Origin of the sequence: Pedosphaera parvula Ellin514 (genome assembly GCF_000172555.1) — a bacterium.
Taxonomy (GTDB): Bacteria; Verrucomicrobiota; Verrucomicrobiia; order Limisphaerales; family Pedosphaeraceae; genus Pedosphaera.
The window spans coordinates 121247-140960 of the sequence record NZ_ABOX02000003.1; the positions used below are offsets into that span (position 1 = coordinate 121247).

The following is a 19714-nucleotide window of genomic DNA, read 5'->3' on the forward strand; positions in this document are numbered from 1 at the left end:
CCGATGCCAGACTCAAGGCAGAGCCTTATTATGATAGGTATCTTCGAAGTGAATAATGTCCGTATCAGAAACGAGCATCTGGTTAAACTCCCAGGCAAAGCTCACGAACCCGGCAAATCCGATATTGTGAGCGGCCGTGCTGCGCGCGTTGATCGCATTGTCCCAACCTGCATACGACACGCCGGAACGTCCGCGTCCCGTACCCGTCGTGGTTTGGGAGAAACTCTCCACCAGGTACAGCTTGCTCAGCGGCACGCCCACGTTGGCATAGCTGTTCACCGAACTCTGGTATTGAGTCTGGCACCAGCTTACCGAGTTCCCGCTGGCATTGATATCCTGCCCGCTCAGGTAAGTCTCCGTCGCGATGTAGCACTCGTTGGCAAGCCCCTGCCAGTCGGCTGAATTATTTCCCGGATTGGGGAATGGTGAGCACACGATTACGGTATGTCCATAGTAGCCATGCAAACGTGTGACCACGGCTCGCACCCACGCACGGTAATTGGCATCGGATGGCCATGACCCGGCCGACAACTCATTCAAGATGACCCAACTAGGCCTGACACCTGTAACCGTAAAGTTGGGGAGGATATAATTGTTCTCAATATCATCCGCCTTGGCTGCGCCGGTCATGGAACCATAACCCGAATTCAACGTGTTGTAGTAAACGGACAGGAAATTGCCGTTTCCGTTCACTTCTGAACGATGCACATCGCTGCCCATCGCGAGGAAGTGTCCATTCGCACTGGTAAAGTTTAGATGATCAAACTGGCTTTGGCATAAATGCTGGTCTGGTGAACAGGGACAGCAAAACGTCACGATGTCGAATCGCCGGTCTGCGACTGCATGGACACTGGTGCAGAGGGTCGACGTGAGTACAACTGTGATGAGGGAACCAATTAGTTTTTTTAGGATTGAGGATTTCATATGACTAACATGGGTTGTTCGTCAGTTCTTTTTGAGGACTCAATTGCTATAGACAAAGCCCTATCCTAAGTCAACTATTGGACCAGCTTTTTAGCGAAGAAAATTTTAAACAACTTGCGCAAGCTACTTCGAATTAAAGCGCCCGCAAACAGCTATTCCATCGGATATTTCAATCCCCACTGCGCGCGTAAAGCATCCATTGTCTTCATGATGGCAAGTGTTTCGTCCAGCGACATGACCGCACACTCCGTCTTGCCATTACGCATACAGTCCATGAACGCCTCCGCTTCAAATTGGTAGCCATTGCCAGTGTATGGAAATTCCAGAAGTTCCTCCCCGCCATTGTCCAGCGCCACCGTCATGTCTGAACCTTTCCACCATGATTTGTGCAAGGTGATTTTGCCTTCGGTCCCCACGAGTGAAGCTTCATGAAAAGTATTGGCTGTGATCAAGGTCTGTAACAGGGCGAGTTGCCCTTTCGCATGCTTGAAAATCATTGCCGCCTTTTCATCGACTCCCGTCGTCCCGATCTCAACCAGTCCGGTCACCTGGACAGGTGGCCCAAAAATCATATAGGCCAGCGACACCGGGTAAACCCCCAAATCCAGCAACGCACCGCCGCCCAGCGCCGGATCAAACAATCGACCTCCCCGCCGATCTGCCTTGAAACCAAAGTCCGCCGTCAACACCTCCACCTCACCGATAACTCCTTCGGCCAGCAATTCCCGCAACCGCACCATCAACGGCAAAAAACGCGTCCACATCGCTTCCATCAATAGAATCTTTTTCTCCCGGGCAAAGTGAATCACTTGCTCTGCTTGAACCGCGTTAATCGTAAACGGCTTCTCACACAGGACTGGCTTTCCCGCCTCCAATGCCAGCAAAATGTTTTCAGCGTGCAGCGAATGGGGAGTAGCCACATAAACCGCATCCACCTTGGAATCGCTCACCAGGCTTTCATAGCTTGCGTGGCGATAGGGGACATTGGATTCCACCGCAAAAGCATCCGCCCTCGCCTGCGTGCGGGAGCCGATCGCGACCAACTCCGCATCCGGCAGTGTGTGTAATCCTGCCGCAAACTTTTTGGCGATGGCTCCAGTCCCGAGAATTCCCCAACGAATCTTGTCTCCCATAATATCCGAACTGCCAAACGGAATGTGCCGCAGCAGTTCCTAAATAAAATTATCACAATTCAGGCGGTTGACCAAGCCGATCAACCACTCTCAAGCATTCCAAACCGGACCGTCCTTTGCCGAAAACTTACTTTTTCGCTTCGGCAGCCGGACCCGCATCCGCGGTGGAAATATATTCCAACAGGTTGGCAAAATCCTGTGGTGTCAATCCTTGCTCCAAACCTTCCGGCATGAGGGATTGTCCCTGACTCTGCATGCTCTTGATCTTCGAGCGCATCAGATTGTCCTCTTTTCCGAATGCCTGTCTTACCGTAATACTTGACGTCGTTTCGCTCGCGATTATGCCCACCAGGCTCTCATCGTCCTTGGTTTCAATCTGGAAGGCAATATACGCCGGGGCAATCTCACGGTTGGGATCGAGAATATTTACCAGCATCTTTTCTTTGCCGGTATTTTTCACGGTCACCAGGTCTGGCCCCAGTTGATAACCATTGCCGCCCAAGCGATGGCAGGAAGAACAGCGCTGAAGATATATCTCCTTCCCTTTCGCCGCCTCGCCGTTGAGGTTCAAGGCGCTCTGATAAGCATCAATCACATCCTGCCGCTTCTTTTCCTTGAAGTTCGCAAACACTTTGGCAGCGAGCTTATGCACTTCCGCATCATGATGATTGCGCAGGAACTTGATTTGAGCGGTCGTAAGATCAGTGGGCTGCATCGTCCCGCCCGCAATCGTGTTCAACAGCGCCGTCGCTCGTTCCGGCCGTCCCAGCAACACCGACATGATCTCGCTCTTCACGCGAGGGGCAGACTTGGGCCATTGCTTGATCAGTTCGTTGGCAACTTCAGCATCATTGAACCTGGCCAGAGTCGTCACGGCTGCCATCTGAATCATTTGCGGCTGGCTTTTATCAAGCAATGATACCAGCGTGGCACCCGATACCTTGTACTCAGTAAAGGCGAGCAACTGGATCGCCTGTGCACGTGTCGCTTCGTCAGCCTTGCTGTCTGCCGCCACCTTGGAAGCTTGCGCAAAGATGCCTTTCAAAGCTCCTTGAGTATCACTCTTCACCAAAGAACCACCAGACTTCTGCAAACCATCTCCCAGCGAGCGCACGAGGGAAAACGTGAGCGCATCGTCATGCGATTTGCTGATGAACGCCAACACCTGCGCCACTTCCTGCTGGTTATTCTTCGCCCCGACGAGGGAAACCAATTGCAGGAGAAATTCCTGACCCGACTTATTCTTAGTGAAAGCTTCATCCCTGGCCACTGTGCCGAACATTTCACTCGCTCCCTCAGTGAGTGAACTCAGCACCGCTGCCTGAACCCATGAGCTTTGAGCATCCTGTTTTACGATCACACTCAAAACCTGAATTCGGCCTTCGTTTTTCAATTCTCCGAGAGTGAAAGCGAGTTGATAGCGAACGTTGATCGAAGGATCAGATGCCAGATTCTGAAGCCTGCTCCACAGTTTCTTTGATGCCATCGACTTCTTGACGAATTTTTCCGACAACTTGATGGCGTGCTCACGCACATGTGCTTCGGTGTCATTCAAGCCAATCAAGACTTGCTCCTCCTTCAGTGAGTTCAACCCATCCAATGTGCAGAGAGCTTGTAATCGTCCGAGAGCAGATTTGGAGTTCTTCAACAACTTCACCAAGTCCGGCACCGCCGACTTATCCTGTCTCTCATTCAACAAACGCGAGGCCGTATCACGATACCAGCCATTGGGACTTTCCAATGTCGCCACCAGTTCCTTCGTTGAAGTCTTGTCGAGATGGGGCAATGCGGGCTGCTTGTAACCATCCGGCACCACCCGATAAATGCGTCCGCGATCATTGCCGCTATTCAAATCGAGAAATTGCTTGATGCTCGACGGGAGGGACCAGGGATGCTCAATCGTCTCGCGATACATATCGATAACATACAACGTGCCATCGGGAGCATTCGCAAACTGCACCGGACGAAACCACGTGTCCTTCGAAGCCATGAACTCCACATTCTCCTCACCCGGACCGCGCTGGGCTTTCAAACCGACATCGTCTGGCAAGAGCACCTTGCGATGAACGAGATTACCACCCGCATCCCCCACGAAAGCATTGTCCAAGTATTCCTTCGGAAACGCATTGCCTCGATAAATCGTCGTGCCTGTAGCCCCGGTAAAATAACCAGCCGAACGGCCGCCGCCCTCCACTGGCCCACTGACCAGACCGGCCACACGCCAGTGGGGTACGAATCACGCGCCACGGTTCCTCCGGGCTAATACGAAACACCTCCGCTGCCGGGCCATCCACCGCGATGCTCGCCAGCGGCGCTGGCATTGCATAATACGGATTGCGAGCCGCGTATTTGTCATCATACATGAACAAGCGGATGTGGTCGCTGTTGTTGCAGGCGAAACGATGTCCCCAATCGTCAAAGCTCAACCCATGCTGTCCCCCGCCCGATTCCGAAGTCATAGTCATCGTGCGCGGATCGATGACGAAGTCGCGTCCATGCAAATCAAGCGGCTTGGCTTCAGGATGTCTAAGTGATTTGATCCAACCACCGTTACCGCTGGTGGCGCCATGGATTTTGTTATCCAAGCCCCAGTTGAAGCTGTTCAACATCGCCTGCACATTGATGCGTTTCACCCCTTCGGCAAAACCGGTAAAAACCACTTCGCGCACATCCGCCTTGCCATCGCCATTGGTATCCTTCAGGTAAATAATATCCGGCGTGGCACCTACAAAAATCCCGCCATCATAGCAAATCACTGCCGTGGGCCACGCCAGATTTTCCGCATATATGGTGCTCTTATCAAAAACGCCATCCCCATTTGTATCTTCCAGCATGCGGATTCGTCCCAGATGCGGCGTCTCATCCCGGCGCTCGGAATAATCGATCATTTCCACAACGAACAACCGCCCTTTTTCGTCGAAGGACATTGCCACCGGACTCACCACCAGCGGCTCTGACGCTGCCAGTTCCACATGAAAACCGGGTTTAACCTGAAAGGTCTTCAAGGCATCCTTCGGCTCAACCGCCGGCATGCGCGGCAGGTCTTTGGCGGTGATCGTAGGTTCGGCAGCCTTCAGGGCTGGAACCATTAAGAGTGAGGTGGTCACCAACCCCACCAGCGCGGGATACATTCTCATATTAGATAATCGTCTATTCAGACAGCCCGAACGACAAGTGCAAGTGATTTCTGGTTATCTCGGCAAATGAATACAGACGCATCCAGTTCAATCTATCTTCACTGTGACAAAACAATTTTCTGGTTTGAATTCCCATGGCATTCACTCCAGAATCACCGCCAGTCAATCTAACAAACCGATTTCATGAAGCATTCCTGCACTCGCCGCGAGTTTTTGGCCTCCACCTCCCTGATGCTCTTCGCTGCCGCCGCGCATGGAGCAGACGCCCTGCCAGAAAAGCCTGAGCCGATCATCGATATCCACCAGCACACGAATTACAGCTTTCGCACCGATGAACAGTTGCTGGCCCATCAAAAGGCCATGGGGGTGACGCAGACCATTCTCCTGCCAGCAGGTTCGCTCTATGGTCTGGAAGCCAATTGCACGGGGAACTCCGCCGTTTACAACTTTTGCCAGGACCATCCCGGCGAATATGTCTATTGCGCCAACGAGGTGGCCGGTCTGCCGGGAGCCCGCTCAGAAATCGAGAAATGGCTTAAAAAAGGAGCTCTCGGCATTGCGGAACAAAAGTTTCATGTGAATTGCGATTCCCCGGCTATCGAGGAAATTGCCGAGATCGCCCAGGAATACAAAGTGCCGGTACTGCTGCATTTCCAGCACAATGTCTACAATCTAGGAATAGAGAATTTTCATAAAATTCTCGAAAAATATCCCAAGGTCAATTTTATCGGCCATGCCCAGACCTGGTGGAGCAACATCGACAAGAATTCGGATCAAAAAACGATGTATCCCATGGGCAAGGTGACGCCCGGCGGCCTTACCGATCGTCTCCTTACCGAATACCCCAACATGTATGGCGATCTCTCGGCCGGGTCGGGTTTGAATGCCTTGAATCGCGACAAGGAATTCACGCAGGGGTTTTTTGACCGCCATCAGAACAAGTTGCTTTACGGCAGCGACTGCAACGACGCCATTGGCCGCGGCCCCGGCTGTCAGGGCGCGCGCACGATTGCCACCGTCCGCCAGCTTGCACCGAGTAAAGCGATTGAACGAAAACTGCTGTACGAAAACGCCAAACGGGTGTTTAAACTCTGATACCAGCAGCTTATCCTTGTGCCCGTCGTTGCACGCTCCTTTTCACCTTCAAGGAGCGGATAAGGCGCACCCAGTCCTTTTTTTCCTCCGCACTGTCGCGCACCACCGCTCGCTCCCGCACGCCAGGCATGGGCATTCTCAAGGCCTCGCCGGCCTTGCCCACCAATTCTTCAACGGTCGAACACTTTAATCCGAAGTCGGTGTAGAATCGGCTGTTGAGATCATCATTAAGTCCCACGACAACACAACCCGCAACCAGGGCTTCCTTTGGTGGACGAGGCGATCCTTCCTTATCATTGCCACGCCAGACAAAAACCTTGGCATCTTTCAGCATCTCCGCGACGACTGCTTCAGGTTGATTCACTATCTCCACCACCTTGTTTCCGTAACGTTCGCGCAACTGGCTGGCAGTTTCCGGGAACTTGTGCGACCTGGTCATATAACAAATCTGCTCCTTTTTTGGCCTGCCATCATATTCGAAAAGCGAGCGTTGGATGCTTGGCTTGACGATTACGCAGCGCAGTTTCGGATTCTGCTCTTTTAGCCATACCAGCGTGTCGGGAGACTTGCATACGACCAAATCAGCATGTGACTCGATACGCTTATACTTCCCGAAAGCGCAGCAGAGATGGAAAACCTCTTCCCCCATGTTGATCGGGTGGATCGCCGGATAGACTACCAGGTCAGGCTTATAATTATTCTGGTTGATCTCGCAACGGTGCGCGAACCAGTGAACAAGGTGAGAGCCATCAAATGGCTGGATGGTGCTTTTCCCGAGACTGCCCAGCCATCCACAGACCGTGTACAACGATTTGACTCCTCCACTGTAACCTGGAGGTGCCAAAACAACAGAATCGACTGCTCTGATCCGGCGAACAAATTCCCTTCGCTTCTGCAGCGACCTTCTGAACTTCCCTAAATCAATCATCTCAATGCTGACTCCAAAACATGGTATGACTCGAACCGCTCCACATCAGGAAAATCATGCGCGCAATTGGGATGCCTCACCAGCAGATTTTGCGGCACCCCGTAGATTTTATATATTTGTCCCGCTTCATTCACGATTCTGTCCACACTTTGCCATTTGAAATTACTGTCGCCCAGCGGTGCATTGATAAAGCAAACCCGCGGAGCCAACGCTCCGATGAGTTCGTAAAAATCAAAGGGGATTGCGTTCAACTTATAATCAAGCAACTTTGGCATGTATCGTTCACTGGTCCAGCCCTTGATATTTCCGTTCATGTAGTCCTGGTAGGAATCAAATCCGCTGCTGGACACAATCACTTTGATCCGTTCATCGAACACCGCCGTGTAAATCGAATTGTGCCCGCCCAGCGAATGGCCAATCGCTCCATACCTTCCCTTTCGCACGTAAGGCAAAGAGTCCAGCAAGTCCATGCCGCGCTTATTATCCCAGATTGCTTTCATCGTGCCGCTTTGATAACCAAGCGATTTGAGGTCCGGTTGAGAATTGGCCATGAGCGGATAAGCGGGCGAGAGCGTCACAAAGCCTCGTTCAGCCAACTCCGCCGCATACGCTCTATGCTCTTTTCCAAAGCCGACCACGACCTTATGACCGAGTTGCATCTCGGTTGGATGCAGGCAAAGCACGGCGGGAAATTTCTTTTTGCCTTTCAACGCTTCCTTGGGAATGCAGAGATAGGCTGGAACTCTTGAATTGGGTTCGGAGGCATAGCTGATCAATTGACGCACGTAACTTCCGCAATCCACCTCCTCTTCGACCTTCACGTTCAGCGCACAAGACTTCTCTTTTCCCGGCAATGGCCCCATCACCTCCTGCATCGCACGCAAAATGTCAGCGCGCCGTTTGTTCCAGTCCGATTTCGATTTAACCGGCGCCACAACTCCTTTGCTGTTGCGGTATGCCAGCAGATTGGTTCTCTCCAACGCTGCCACAGCATGCGCCCTGTGATCGCTTGAGTCACCCACACTTTCCGCCTGTGCCCATTCCTGACAGGCCACAAGAAATAGCACAGGAAGAACTTTCAGCAGTGGTCGAAGCATCCCTTGATGATTGTCCCCTGCTCAAAAATCGTCAATGCCGCTCCTTAAATGGTTTGCAAGCCTGCAGTTTGCCACAACAGAAGGTCCTAAGTCGGAGGAAAAAAGGGTTTTTTAGACTGGGTCATACGGTTTCGGCTTTACAGATACGCGTGTGGTAGGCAAGGTTTCGCGTCAATTTTTAAACATTTAGGTGAGTTTTTCAGACAAACAACCTCACCTATGCTAAGAATAGCAGCTTATGGCAGAACTTGTTGGAAATCTATTGGTCGCACAGTCTGGTGGTCCCACTGCGGTAATCAACGCCAGTGTCGCGGGTGTCATTCAAGAAGCCGGCAAACATGAGTGCATTGAAGAGATCTATGGTGGTCTCAACGGCATTCTCGGCATCTTGAACGAGGAACTGATCGACATTAACGAAGAAAAAGCCAAAACCATCGAAGGGCTGAAATATACACCTGCCGCCGGTCTTGGTACCTGCCGCTACAAAATCGATTTTAAAAAGAAGCCCGAACAAGCCTCCAAGGACATGGATCGCCTGTTCGAAGTCTTCAAGGCGCATAACATCCGCTTTTTCTTTTATGCCGGTGGTAACGATTCCCAGGACACGGCGCATAAGATTCACGAAGAAGCCATCAAGCGCGGTCATGAAATGCGCGTGATTGGCGTGCCCAAAACCATCGACAACGATTTGCCGCACACCGATCATTGTCCCGGTTATGGTTCCGTCATTAAGTATAATGCCGCCACCGTCATGGAAGTGGCCTTTGATGTCAGCAGCATGGCCACCGATGACGGCTCCTGCTGTTTGATTGAAGTCATGGGCCGCGCCGCTGGTTGGATTGCTGCGGGCACTGTGCTGGCCAAACGCTTGGAATCGGACGCTCCCCATATTATTTTGATGCCCGAGATTCCGCTGAACGAAGCGGTATTTCTCGCCAAGGTGAAAGAAACTGTTGCCTCTCATAAATACTGCATCGTGGTGGTCGGCGAAGGTCTGAAGAACGCTGCCGGTGAAGAAATCGGCGCTGATAAATCCCGCCTCGATGCGTTTGGTCATCCGGTACTTTCCGGCGCGGCTGAGCGCCTTGCCGAGATCATCCAGGGCAAGATCAACCTCAAAACCCGCACGGTTAAACTCGGTTACGCCCAGCGTGCCGCGGAACATTATGCCAGCTTGACTGATTCCCAGGAAGCAGTCGCTTGCGGCGAAGCTGCAGTGAAGGCCGCCGTCTCAGGCCAGAGCGGTTTAATGGTCAAAATTGTCCGCACCCAAACCAGTCCGTACAAGTGGACCACTGGTCTGCAGCCCCTTGGCGATATCGCCAATGTTGAACATTTCCTCCCACGCGATTGGGTGACTGAAGATGGCTTCCTGCCCAACCAAAAGTTTATCGAATATGCCCGCCCTTTGATTGAAGGCGAAGTGAAAGTGCCGACCGAAGGTGGCTTGCCCAAATTCGCAGTTCTGGAAAAAGTGCGCATTGATAAGCAGCTTCCTCCTCACGTGAAGTAAGTCGGCGCCCTGCGCTTAATCAGTTTCTAAATCCCTCTCTTTTTGTGAAGAGAGGGATTTTGCTTTTCTCGCAGGATGTCGCTTAGTAGTTGTCGACACGTAAGAATCATTTCTTACATAATCCATCAGTTTGACTTCTTAAAAAACTCTGCCATTGTTCTCGTGAAAGATGGCTAATGGAGGTTCTTTCCGGTTTCTGTTTCGATTGCTCCCGTTACTGCTTGTTTTGCTTGGCTCGACCGGAGTTGGGGCCAACCTGCCCATGGACGACTCGTTGCCGTTGCGAATGCCCTCAATCGGGGATCACCAGTTGCGAGTTCTTTCCTCCACCTTGTTGGAGTTGACTCTCATCACCACCAAGGCACCCGACCCGGCAACGGTAACACAATGGAACTTTGTTAATGCAGCGGGCCATCTGACTTTGCCCGCCACTTCGGAGTTTGGCGTCAAGGTCAACGGTCAGAGTGTTCCGGTTCAGGCAGTTGGTTTTAAACGTCGTGTGCTTTATGCACCACTGAAACAACGAGATCTGCGTATCGGCAACCAACTCTACCTCCGGCTGAGCAACCCCGTGCCGACCGGTGCAGCGGTCCAGGTTTTTAATCCATCCGCTGCGCTATGGGATACCAACACCATTTTCACTGTCCAGGCAGATGCTCTGCGCTACAGCCCGGTCATTCACGTCAACCAAATCGGATATTTGCCCACCATGCCCAAAAAGGCGATGGTCGGCTTTTACCTCGGCAGCATGGGCGAAATGAATCTTTCCGGCTTTTCAACCTTCCAATTGGTGGATGCCCAAAGTGGAAGCGTCGTCTTTAGCGGGAATCTTACTTCACGACTGGATACGGGCTACACCTATACTCCAACACCTTATCAGCGAGTGCTTCAGGCCGACTTTGGCAGCTTCGTCACGCCCGGTGAATACAAACTCGTGGTACCTGGATTGGGAGCATCCTTTCCGTTCTTCATTGATGAGAGCGTTGCCGCGAATTTTGCCCGCACTTATCAACTTGGCATTTATCACCAGCGCTGTGGCACCGATAATTCCTTCCCTTATACTCGCTTCATCCATGCAGACTGCCACATCAATCCGGTGGAGATTCCAACAATGGATTCGCCGGAGGCCGGCTTTGTCAATGATGTGCTGAATAACGAATCGATGGGGGCGCTCAACAATCCCCTGCACACCGCCCCGCGCATGACCAACATCGACGCCAGTCTCTACCCTTTCATCAACCAGGGTTACATCGATGCCAGCGGGGGGCATCACGACGCTGGTGATTACAGCAAATACACGATCAATGTCGCGGCGCTGATACACTATCTGGTTTTCGCAGTGGACGCATTCCCAGGCGTGAAGGACCTGGATAACCTCGGTATTCCCGAAAGTGGCGATGGCATCAGCGACCTGTTGCAGGAAGCGAAGTGGGAGGCGGATTTCCTGGCAAAGTTGCAGGATGCGGACGGTGGATTTTATTTCATCGTCTATCCGCGTACTCGTGAATATGAGAACGACGTGCTGCCGGATCATGGCGATCTGCAACTGGTGCTGCCAAAGAACACTTCTGGTACGGCAGCGGCCGTGGCGGCCCTGGCTGAAATTGGTTCCTCGCCCACTTTCAAAGCTGCCTACCCTGACGCGGCCTCCAACTATCTGGCCCAGGCCCTGGCCGGCTGGAATTTTCTGCAAACGGCCATTGCCACCTACGGACGCGATGGTTCTTATCAGATGATTACGCAGTACGGGGATGAGTTCATGCACAATGACGAACTGGCCTGGGCGGCAGCAGCCTTGTACGCGGCCACGGGTGATCCGGTTTATGACAACGATTTGCGAACCAACACACCCAATCCGAACGATCCCAATCTCCGGCGATGGGGTTGGTGGAGCATGTTTGAAGGCTATGGCTGCGCGTATCGCACCTATGCATTTGCGGCCCGCACCGGTCGCCTGCAACCGGCGCAACTGAATTCGAATTATCTCGCCAAATGTGAGGCGGAAATAAAGTTCGCCGCCAGCAATGCCGTGTTGTATTCGCAGCACATGGCTTATGGCTCCAGCTTTTCCGATGAGAACAAGCCGATACTCACCGCCCGGTTGGTATTTCTCCGGTGAACAGGCCTTTGATGTTGCTGTGGCCTATCTGATTGCTCCCCAGTCGAGCTACCTTGATATCATCTTCCAAAATTTCAATTATGAAATGGGCTGCAACCCATTGAATGTTTCCTTTCTCACCGGCACAGGTTGGAAACGCCAACGCGAAATCGTGCATCAATACGCACAAAACGATCGACGCACACTTCCTCCGTCCGGCATTCCTTTGGGCAATATTCAACAGGGAGCATACTATGTGGACACCTATACAACCGAACTGGGGGCGTTAATATTTCCACCCGATTCTGCAAATACCGCTCCCTACCCCATGTATGATCGATGGAGCGATGCTTTCAATGTGATGACCGAATTCGTCGTTTCCAGGCAGTCAGGCAAAATGGTCGCAACCACCTCCTGGCTGATGGCGATGACCAGTTACAAAACGCAGGCGTGGAATTCCGCGGTGGGAATAATCACCGGAATTCCGGCACAGACATCGGCAACTAATTCCATTACCGCCAATGTTTTGGCACCAACCATGTCTCTGAACAAGGCGCGCATTGTCTGGGAGGGATTGCTTCAGGAACCTTACCTCGGCCCGCAGTTCAGCTTTACACCGGGGAACATCGGGGACAACTGGATTGAAGTTGAGGCACAACTCCCGGATGGGCGAAGAATTGTGGCGGCCACCAACGTATTCGCTCTGCCCGTGAACTCCTTGCCGCCTGTCGTCACAGATTCAAACACCGTTGCTGCCTATCGATTGGCCACCAACTTCAGCGATGCCATGCAACAACAAACCGATCTGCAAGTCGAAGGAAACGCTGCCCTCGATCCCATAGGCCTGCATGTCGGCGGCATAGGTGACGATGTCACCGTGGATTTGGACAATCTTCTCGTTTACAATCCCACCAACACAGCGGCAATCAGCGTCGAGGCAAAACTGTATATCAACAGCTTCAACGTGCTTGGCCTCGGTGTTGCCAACATGCTGGTCCTGACGGCATCCTGGAACGCGCAACTCAATCTTTCACAGGATACCTGGAAGCCGCAACCGGACATTTGGGGTGGCAGCAATTTGATTCTGGATGGCACCGTCCTCACTAACAGCCTTACGTTGCGGAACTGGCATCTGGTGAACATTACGCTTGATGGGACTGGGTATAGTGTGACGGTCGATACAAACAAAATATTCCAGAATATCAGCTCAGATCTGACGAACTGGAATGGCTCGGGATTTGATACCTTGAGAGCCGGTAATTTCGATGGTTGGATTCGCGATCTCGTCGTGCGCAACATTCAGATCACCAACTATCCCCCTCCCATTTTGAAGGTCATCGGCTTCGCCCCCAATGGCTCCTTTCGCCTGCACATCGACAACGGCACCAGCGGCGCGTTCGTGCTCGAAGCCTCGACTCAATTAACCAACTGGACTCCAATCTATACGAACTCCGTCGGCGGCCAAATCGATTATACTGACACAGCCTCACCCGCGAACCCGAAACGATTCTATCGAGCACGCAACCTGCTCGTGGCCGTTCCACCATGATGCCAGGCACGGTTGCCACTGGCCGACAGTTTTCTGCCATATCCCAAGGTGAAGAACACGCTCACAAATATGAAAACCCACCTGAGCTTTCTATTGTCGGCAATTTTGTTTTCCGGCCTGCTGTCGGGTTGCCATTCCACCAGCGCCGTGGTGCGGGCGACGACGACTCTTTCCAAAGCCCCCAGTTTTGAATGCATTTCAAACGCGGTGCTGCATGTCCCCGGCGTCACCCAGATCCTTCCGGCAAACGTTACACCGGATCCGACCTGGACGGTTTATCATCGTCTCAGCCGCCAGCTTCCCTATGAAAGTTTTCTTTATTTGGAAAATAATGGCACCCGCGGCATGGTTACGCTCAAGCCTCAATGGAAAGCTCCTACCATACTCGAGTTGTCAAAAATCTGGATCGATAAAACGCCTGCAAACGCCGAAGTCGATAGGGTTCGTAGAGTCATGGACGAAATTTATTCTGCCATCCAGGAACAGTGCGGCAATCTGCCTCCGCCTGAAGCCGTCCGGGAGCGATTCGTCAATCTGAAGAATTATGAAAAATCTTTAGCCACCGCATCGGAGGGCATGAAATCTTTACCCCGATAAGCAAGCCACTCTTTAAGGCAATGCGGAGTCGTCTCACTTCAATTCCAAAGATGTCCCCCTCGAAATACCCCATAGGAATCAGTGGTCTTGTTTGCAAATCTCTGGACAACAGCACGACCGCTTCAACGCTCAAGATTATCTGGAGCAGCGGCAGTCGCAAAGAATCAGAAATAATCGAAGGAAAACCATATGTACAATACAAAGAAGATCATGGGGCTGATGATGTGTGCAGGCGCACTCGCATTCACCGCTGGCGTTACCGGCTGCGCGGGCGATCGCTACAACCAAAGCACCGGTGAGCACATCGATGACCGGGCGACCACCACCCGGGTCAAAAGCGCGTTGTCCCACGATGCCACCTATAAGTATGAGAATGTGAACGTCACGACCTTCAAAGGAGTGGTTCAACTGAGCGGCTTCACCGATACCGGAGCCCAGAAGAGCCGGGCTGGCGATATTGCCAAAGGCGTTGAAGGCGTTCGCGAGGTGAAGAACAACATCACCGTTAAGTAATTTGCAACAGCGGGGCGCACTGGTACGGCGAGACTATGCGCTTGCCGTACCAGTTATTTCGGATTTTGCTTTGGATTCTTTTTGCCTTGCTGCCAGAGATCCCAAGCCAGCACCGCGACACCGATCATGATCAGGACATCAGCGGCATTAAACACCCCGGTGTGAAGTGGGCCGGCCTGGAGGAAAACGAAGTCCGTGACGCGCCCGTGACGGGTGGCGCGATCAATGAAGTTGCTCGTCCCACCAGCCCAGACCAGTGCGAGCGCAAAGAAGGAGAGGCGACTCAGCCTGGGACTACGGGCCAGGTAACCAAATAAGACAAGCAGTCCCACCCCCACCCCGAAGGTGAGCAATCCGACACGCAGAGGCTCTGGTAACGAAGAGCCGAGACTCAGGAAAGATCCCGAATTCTCGGCGATCCGCAGCTCGCCCAATCCGCCGGGCAGCGTGACGTATCCCAGCCGGCCAAGTTTCGTGCGTGCGATCTGTTTCGAGGTCTGATCGCAGCCAATCGTGCAGCCGAGAACTATGAATAATATGAGCAGACGGAGTTTAACCGATGCGGTCATAAGTTTAGGGCAACCTGCATTTTCATATTGGAACGTAATAACGGCATCGTTTGAAATGGTTTGTTACCATTGCCTATTTAGCTCATCCATTCAAACAAAAAGACCTTTGGATTCGAGTTTGGTGTTGAAGGAAATTGGGAATAATCGATTCGCTGACTGGAGGTAGAGCAACCAGGTTGAGGCCTTCGAACTTTTCCCATATCAAACTTAAGGCACAAAAATGGTTACGCCTCCTCGCAGGAGAGAATTACAGGCGCGCCCAGATACCTGGCATAGCGTTCGGCAGCAGGTGCAAGCGCGCGCGTTTGAGTTTTAGTCATTGAATCAAAGGGAGTCGGCTGAAGGACTGCTGTCCCCTTTTTGAAAGTGCGCTTCCAAGTTCCGACCACCCGACCATCCCACACGAGTGTCGGACTAAACATACCATTCGATCCCGGGCAGATTTTATCAGCATGTTGCAACTCCAGTGCCGCGGTGCGATCCTTGTAGCCCAACATAAATTCATCAAAACCGGGCAGAAGAAACAGGGTTGATAAGGTGCGGTTCACAACATTTAGCTCCTGAGGCATCCAGTAAACTGTATCGTTGATTTTCATCTGTACGAGTCGTGAGGCGACCGCATCCAGACCGGCTTTGGCATCGGCAATTCTTAATCCGGACCATCCGACGAAATCGTGCAGCGATGCCGGCCCATGGCTGGAGAAATAGCGTTGAGCCAGTTCTGCCAGGGCAACCTCACGTTCCAAACTCTTACTTTTTGGAACCCATTCATCGAGCAGCGCAAAAGTCTGCTGTTTGCCTTCCGGTGCGCCAAAACAAATAAGTCCCTCCTGAGCCAAGCGCCACAAGATATGATAACCGCGCTGGCCTCCAGTCGAGATATGGTTTTTTTCGAGCAACGCATAAATCGCATCGCGAGAAAGTTGTCGACCGCCCTGCAATGCCTGGATAAATAGTTTTTCGCAGCGCGCAAAAACCTTCCCGTCCAGTTCGAGCTCTTGCTGTCGTCGCGCACTGCCGGCAATGGTGCGGGTTGTCAGCAACTTCAGCATCCAACGGACATCTTCAGCCGCTAAAAAGTGCAACGTGCCGCGCATCGGCCAGGTGCGAACAATTGTCCGATCAATAATGGCTCGCTCAATTCCCTTGTCTGTCGTTTCGGGCAGACGGAGGCCAATGGACCATTTCGCACCGGCGAAATCCTGGGCTTGAACCGCTCCAAGCCAGGCGACCACCTGTGCTGGCTGCGCGAATCGTTGTGTAGCGATCTGTTGGTTATAAAGCCGGTGGTGGGCAATATCCAAAGTATTCATTGTTTCTCAGGCCGCCCCGCGTGGCGGGCTGGGATACGATAAATGGCATCTCCGCAGGGAACGAGTGAATTTCTTGCCACCGATTGAGATGGACAGAAAGATTTGGCGGTTATCAACGACTCGCAACGGCCCGGTTCACGGCAAAGAATGCCGCCAGTCGAGGACGAGTGCTGAAAGTCGACGCGTCACTTCGGGATTCTGTTCCGCGACATTGTTTTCTTCCTTCGCATCTGCCTTCAAATCGTAAAGTTCTGCCTGGGTGCCATCCGCATTGACGAGTAATTTCCAATTTCCATCGCGAACCGCAACATTTGGACTACGGTTTCTGCCTTTGGGATAGCCAAAGGAACTGTTGCGACCATATTCCCAGAGCATCGGCTGCTTGTGTATTGCGGATTTTCCAAGGAAGATTTTACTCAAGTCCTCGCCATCGAACTTCACATCCTTTGGCAGACTCGCTTGGGCGATTCCACAAAAGCTGGGAAATAAATCGACGGCATTGATCAATGATTTTTCATCCACCTGTCCGGCGGGGACGTGGCCTGGCCAGCGAATGATCAATGGCAGGCGAATGCCGCCTTCATAGAGACTGATTTTGCTGCCACGCAAACCCGTTGTTCGTTTACCGTTGAAGGTCGGCAACGGCCCGTTGTCGCTGCTGAAGACAAGAATGGTATTTTCCTCCAGGCCCATTTCCTTCAAACCGTCCAGCAGACGTCCCACCTGCCGATCATATTCCGCCATCACGGCCAGGAATTTAGTCTCACGCTCGCCGCCGTCCTTGGATTCCGCCGGATCGCTTCCCTTTGGCACCCAGGGGGTATGCACATCATCCGGCCAGAGGTTCACGTAACACGGTTGGTTCGGATGACGCTTTAGAAAATCCAGAGTTTTATCAACGAAGAAAGAGGTGCGATCCCAACGTTTGACCTTATCGTCCGGTGACCAAATCCAATTGCGGGCGGTGATATCGGGATCCGGTTGAGGACTTTCATACGTGCTGGCATGTTCGTCGAACCCGTAGGCAGAAAAAGGAGGGGCATTGGTGACATCACGACCGCCGCCCATATGCCATTTGCCGATGTGCGCCGTGGCGTACCCGGCAGCTTTGAGCGTGCGGGCGATGGATGGAGCCTTGGGATCAAGGAAGTCTGCCTGCTCCGAGGCGCGATTGCCCGCACGGGTTTGCAGGTAGTTGGTGATGCGCCAGCGTGCCGGATAGGAACCGGTGAGCATTCCGGTTCGCGATGGAGAGCAAACTGGTGAAGCGACGTAATACTGCGTAAACCGCGTGCCTTCGCTTGCCAGCCGGTCAATGTTCGGCGTGGGAATCATTTTACCGCCATAACAGCCGACATCGCCCAGGCCCATGTCATCGGTGAGCAGAAAGATGATATTGGGCGGACGTTTTCCTGACTCGGCCCCATTGGAAAGGAGGCAGACGAAAACCAGCAGACAAAGTGATAGCAACCACTTCTTCATTCCCGGCCTCCTTTGGCCTTGATCTTTTTATTTTTATTCACATCTTCCTTCCAGGCGCCGAGTGGCAGCACATCCGCGCGGGCCGCCCATGCATTCCAGGCGGCAGCGAGTTCCTTAACCTTTTTCGGATTCTTTTCCGCGAGATTACAGGTTTCCGTACGATCACTTTCCATATCGTAGAGTTCCCAAGGTTGGTTCTCTTTCGCAACAAGTTTCCACCGGCCGTCCCGAATGGCCCGATTGCCTTCGTGCTCCCAGAAGATCGGGTTTTTGCGTTTGAGATTTTTGCCATTAAAGGCAGGCTGCAAGGAAACGCCTTCCATCGGTTTAATCGCCTGTCCGTTGAATTCCCTGGGATAAGTCACGCCTGCGACATCCACACATGTGGCCATGATATCAACCAGGTGACCGGGTTGGCTTTCAAGGCGACCATCCCGTCCTGAAGCGATGCCAGCTGGCCAATGCACAATCAACGGAGTGCTGATGCCGCCTTCGTGTACCCAATGTTTGTATTCACGGAAGGGCGTATTGGAAACATTGGCCCAACTGCGACCGTAAGCTACATAGGTGTCCTCCGGCCCAGGCATGACACCGGGACCGCTGCGAACCCAGCGACCGTCGCGAGTTTGCATGGGAGGCCAGATATTGGGTTGCAAGTCATCCGGTCCCATTGGTTTCAAATTTTCATCACGACCATGGCCGCGATCAGTGCGGCCCATGTCCTCCGCACATCCTCCGTTGTCCTGGAGAAAGAATATCAATGTATTGTCGAGGTTCCCCTGCTGTTTCAACTCGGCAACGATGCGACCAATGCCTTGATCCATATTGTCAATCATGGCGGCATAAACCTCCATGCAACGGGCTTCCCACTGCTTGTCCTCCACCTTGTCCCAATCACCCGCCTGGTCGGACAAGTTCCATTTTGGATTGATAAGGCCGAGTTGCTTCAGGCGTTCGAAACGAGCTTTGCGAACCGGTTCATAGCCCTGGTCGAACTTGCCGCGATATTTGGCGATGTCCTTTTCCAGCGCATGCATGGGCCAATGTGCGGCGGTATAAGCCACATACATGAAGAATGGTTTGCCGGTGGATTCCTGTTTGTGCTGTTGCAGAAAGCGGATGGCGTTGTCGCTGATGGCTTCGGTATAATAAAAATGATCGGGTTTGTACTCCGGATCATTTACCGGAGTGACATAGGTGTTCTGACGGCAAAGCGTGGTTGGATCGTAAAAGCTGCCGCCGCCAGTGATGGTGCCGTAAAAGTTTTCAAAGCCACGCTGCACGGGCCAGTCGGATTTATTTGCGTTTTTGCCGATGAACTGGGTGACATGCCACTTCCCGCACATGTAGGTATTGTAACCGCCCTGGCGCATCACCTCAGCGATGGTCATGCATTTGTGGTTCAGACTTCCGACATAACCGTCGTATCCACTGTCATGCGTCATGTGGCCAATGCCAGCTTGGTGCGGGTAAAGGCCACTGAGGAGTGATGCGCGAGTGGGACAGCAACGGGCCGTGTTGTAGAACTGGCTGAACCGGACGCCATTGGTGGCGAGGTAGTCGAGGTTGGATGTTTGAATTTCACTGCCGTAACAGCCGAGGTCGGAGAAACCCATGTCATCGGACATGATGAGCAGGATGTTGGGGCGCTTGGCGGTTGCGGCTGAGACGCTCTCCGATCGCAGAACAAAGGATACTAGAAGGCAGAACAAAACCGCCGCCCTTCCCAAACAAAAGCTGCCGTTTCTTTTCATTCTCTTCATGAT

16 protein-coding genes are annotated in these 19714 nt (G+C 52.6%); 6 read left to right on the forward strand and 10 right to left on the reverse strand.

Going from position 1 to position 19714, the window contains the following annotated elements; genetic code table 11:
• Positions 1-12 precede the first annotated feature (12 nt).
• From CFLAV_RS02930 to CFLAV_RS36355, 4 genes are all read right to left on the reverse strand, one after another.
• Positions 13-924 (reverse strand): hypothetical protein, encoded by a 912-nt coding sequence (locus CFLAV_RS02930; RefSeq protein ID WP_007413119.1) that lies wholly within the window; start codon positions 922-924, stop codon positions 13-15.
• A gap of 152 nt (positions 925-1076) precedes the next feature.
• The gene (locus tag CFLAV_RS02935; protein WP_007413120.1) at positions 1077-2057 is read right to left on the reverse strand and encodes a Gfo/Idh/MocA family protein; all 981 of its coding nucleotides are present in this window, start codon (positions 2055-2057) and stop codon (positions 1077-1079) included.
• Between the two features lie 127 nt (positions 2058-2184).
• Positions 2185-4197, reverse strand: a complete 2013-nt coding sequence (locus CFLAV_RS37350) for a DUF7133 domain-containing protein (protein WP_425500505.1) — start codon at positions 4195-4197, stop codon at positions 2185-2187.
• Positions 4130-5194: a PVC-type heme-binding CxxCH protein gene (locus CFLAV_RS36355; RefSeq protein WP_083808736.1), complete on the reverse strand. Its 1065-nt coding sequence runs from the start codon at positions 5192-5194 to the stop codon at positions 4130-4132. Before CFLAV_RS36355 ends, CFLAV_RS37350 begins: the two co-directional genes overlap by 68 nt.
• A gap of 183 nt (positions 5195-5377) precedes the next feature.
• On the opposite strand from CFLAV_RS36355, the gene CFLAV_RS02945 reads away from it, so the two are divergent.
• The gene (locus CFLAV_RS02945; protein WP_007413123.1) at positions 5378-6289 is read left to right on the forward strand and encodes an amidohydrolase family protein; all 912 of its coding nucleotides are present in this window, start codon (positions 5378-5380) and stop codon (positions 6287-6289) included.
• A 10-nt stretch (positions 6290-6299) separates the two neighbouring features.
• Here the strand turns inward: CFLAV_RS02945 and CFLAV_RS02950 are convergent, their stop codons facing one another.
• Both CFLAV_RS02950 and CFLAV_RS02955 read right to left on the reverse strand, forming a co-directional pair.
• Positions 6300-7133, reverse strand: a complete 834-nt coding sequence (locus tag CFLAV_RS02950) for a hypothetical protein (RefSeq protein ID WP_160164470.1) — start codon at positions 7131-7133, stop codon at positions 6300-6302.
• A gap of 80 nt (positions 7134-7213) precedes the next feature.
• Entirely contained in the window at positions 7214-8314 is a 1101-nt protein-coding gene (locus CFLAV_RS02955; RefSeq protein WP_007413125.1) for an alpha/beta hydrolase, read from the reverse strand.
• A 238-nt stretch (positions 8315-8552) separates the two neighbouring features.
• Between CFLAV_RS02955 and CFLAV_RS02960 the strand changes: the two genes are divergently transcribed.
• The 5 genes from CFLAV_RS02960 (at position 8553) to CFLAV_RS02980 (ending at position 14584) form a co-directional block, all read left to right on the forward strand.
• The gene (locus CFLAV_RS02960; RefSeq protein ID WP_007413126.1) at positions 8553-9827 is read left to right on the forward strand and encodes a 6-phosphofructokinase; all 1275 of its coding nucleotides are present in this window, start codon (positions 8553-8555) and stop codon (positions 9825-9827) included.
• 262 nt (positions 9828-10089) lie between these two features.
• Entirely contained in the window at positions 10090-11946 is a 1857-nt protein-coding gene (locus CFLAV_RS36810; protein ID WP_272941466.1) for a glycoside hydrolase family 9 protein, read from the forward strand.
• Entirely contained in the window at positions 11900-13474 is a 1575-nt protein-coding gene (locus CFLAV_RS36815) for a glycoside hydrolase family 9 protein (protein WP_007413128.1), read from the forward strand. Before CFLAV_RS36810 ends, CFLAV_RS36815 begins: the two co-directional genes overlap by 47 nt.
• A gap of 69 nt (positions 13475-13543) precedes the next feature.
• Positions 13544-14071: a hypothetical protein gene (locus tag CFLAV_RS02975; protein WP_007413129.1), complete on the forward strand. Its 528-nt coding sequence runs from the start codon at positions 13544-13546 to the stop codon at positions 14069-14071.
• 189 nt (positions 14072-14260) lie between these two features.
• The gene (locus CFLAV_RS02980; RefSeq protein ID WP_007413130.1) at positions 14261-14584 is read left to right on the forward strand and encodes a BON domain-containing protein; all 324 of its coding nucleotides are present in this window, start codon (positions 14261-14263) and stop codon (positions 14582-14584) included.
• Between the two features lie 53 nt (positions 14585-14637).
• On the opposite strand, the gene CFLAV_RS02985 is transcribed toward CFLAV_RS02980, so the two are convergent.
• The 4 genes from CFLAV_RS02985 to CFLAV_RS03000 all read right to left on the reverse strand — a co-directional run bounded on the left by CFLAV_RS02985 (position 14638) and on the right by CFLAV_RS03000 (position 19711).
• Positions 14638-15153: a signal peptidase II gene (locus CFLAV_RS02985; RefSeq protein WP_007413131.1), complete on the reverse strand. Its 516-nt coding sequence runs from the start codon at positions 15151-15153 to the stop codon at positions 14638-14640.
• Positions 15154-15377: 224 nt separating this feature from the next.
• Positions 15378-16466, reverse strand: coding sequence for a winged helix DNA-binding domain-containing protein (locus tag CFLAV_RS02990; RefSeq protein WP_007413132.1), 1089 nt, complete (start codon positions 16464-16466; stop codon positions 15378-15380).
• Between the two features lie 135 nt (positions 16467-16601).
• Positions 16602-17948 carry a sulfatase-like hydrolase/transferase gene (locus tag CFLAV_RS02995; RefSeq protein WP_007413133.1) on the reverse strand — a complete coding sequence of 449 codons (1347 nt, stop codon included), beginning with the start codon at positions 17946-17948 and terminating at the stop codon, positions 16602-16604.
• The gene (locus tag CFLAV_RS03000; protein ID WP_007413134.1) at positions 17945-19711 is read right to left on the reverse strand and encodes an arylsulfatase; all 1767 of its coding nucleotides are present in this window, start codon (positions 19709-19711) and stop codon (positions 17945-17947) included. The genes CFLAV_RS02995 and CFLAV_RS03000 overlap by 4 nt, the downstream gene beginning before the upstream one ends.
• Positions 19712-19714 lie beyond the last annotated feature (3 nt).

Excerpts from the sequence above, each read along its gene's own strand:
- CFLAV_RS02930 (WP_007413119.1), bottom strand. The coding sequence starts at position 924 with ATGAAATCCTCAATCCTAAAAAAACTAATTGGTTCCCTCATCACAGTT.
- CFLAV_RS02935 (WP_007413120.1), bottom strand. The coding sequence starts at position 2,057 with ATGGGAGACAAGATTCGTTGGGGAATTCTCGGGACTGGAGCCATCGCC.
- CFLAV_RS36355 (WP_083808736.1), bottom strand. The coding sequence starts at position 5,194 with ATGAGAATGTATCCCGCGCTGGTGGGGTTGGTGACCACCTCACTCTTA.
- CFLAV_RS02945 (WP_007413123.1), top strand. The coding sequence starts at position 5,378 with ATGAAGCATTCCTGCACTCGCCGCGAGTTTTTGGCCTCCACCTCCCTG.
- CFLAV_RS02955 (WP_007413125.1), bottom strand. The coding sequence starts at position 8,314 with ATGCTTCGACCACTGCTGAAAGTTCTTCCTGTGCTATTTCTTGTGGCC.
- CFLAV_RS02960 (WP_007413126.1), top strand. The coding sequence starts at position 8,553 with ATGGCAGAACTTGTTGGAAATCTATTGGTCGCACAGTCTGGTGGTCCC.
- CFLAV_RS36810 (WP_272941466.1), top strand. The coding sequence starts at position 10,090 with ATGGACGACTCGTTGCCGTTGCGAATGCCCTCAATCGGGGATCACCAG.
- CFLAV_RS36815 (WP_007413128.1), top strand. The coding sequence starts at position 11,900 with ATGAGAACAAGCCGATACTCACCGCCCGGTTGGTATTTCTCCGGTGAA.
- CFLAV_RS02975 (WP_007413129.1), top strand. The coding sequence starts at position 13,544 with ATGAAAACCCACCTGAGCTTTCTATTGTCGGCAATTTTGTTTTCCGGC.
- CFLAV_RS02980 (WP_007413130.1), top strand. The coding sequence starts at position 14,261 with ATGTACAATACAAAGAAGATCATGGGGCTGATGATGTGTGCAGGCGCA.
- CFLAV_RS02985 (WP_007413131.1), bottom strand. The coding sequence starts at position 15,153 with ATGACCGCATCGGTTAAACTCCGTCTGCTCATATTATTCATAGTTCTC.
- CFLAV_RS02990 (WP_007413132.1), bottom strand. The coding sequence starts at position 16,466 with ATGAATACTTTGGATATTGCCCACCACCGGCTTTATAACCAACAGATC.
- CFLAV_RS02995 (WP_007413133.1), bottom strand. The coding sequence starts at position 17,948 with ATGAAGAAGTGGTTGCTATCACTTTGTCTGCTGGTTTTCGTCTGCCTC.
- CFLAV_RS03000 (WP_007413134.1), bottom strand. The coding sequence starts at position 19,711 with ATGAAGAGAATGAAAAGAAACGGCAGCTTTTGTTTGGGAAGGGCGGCG.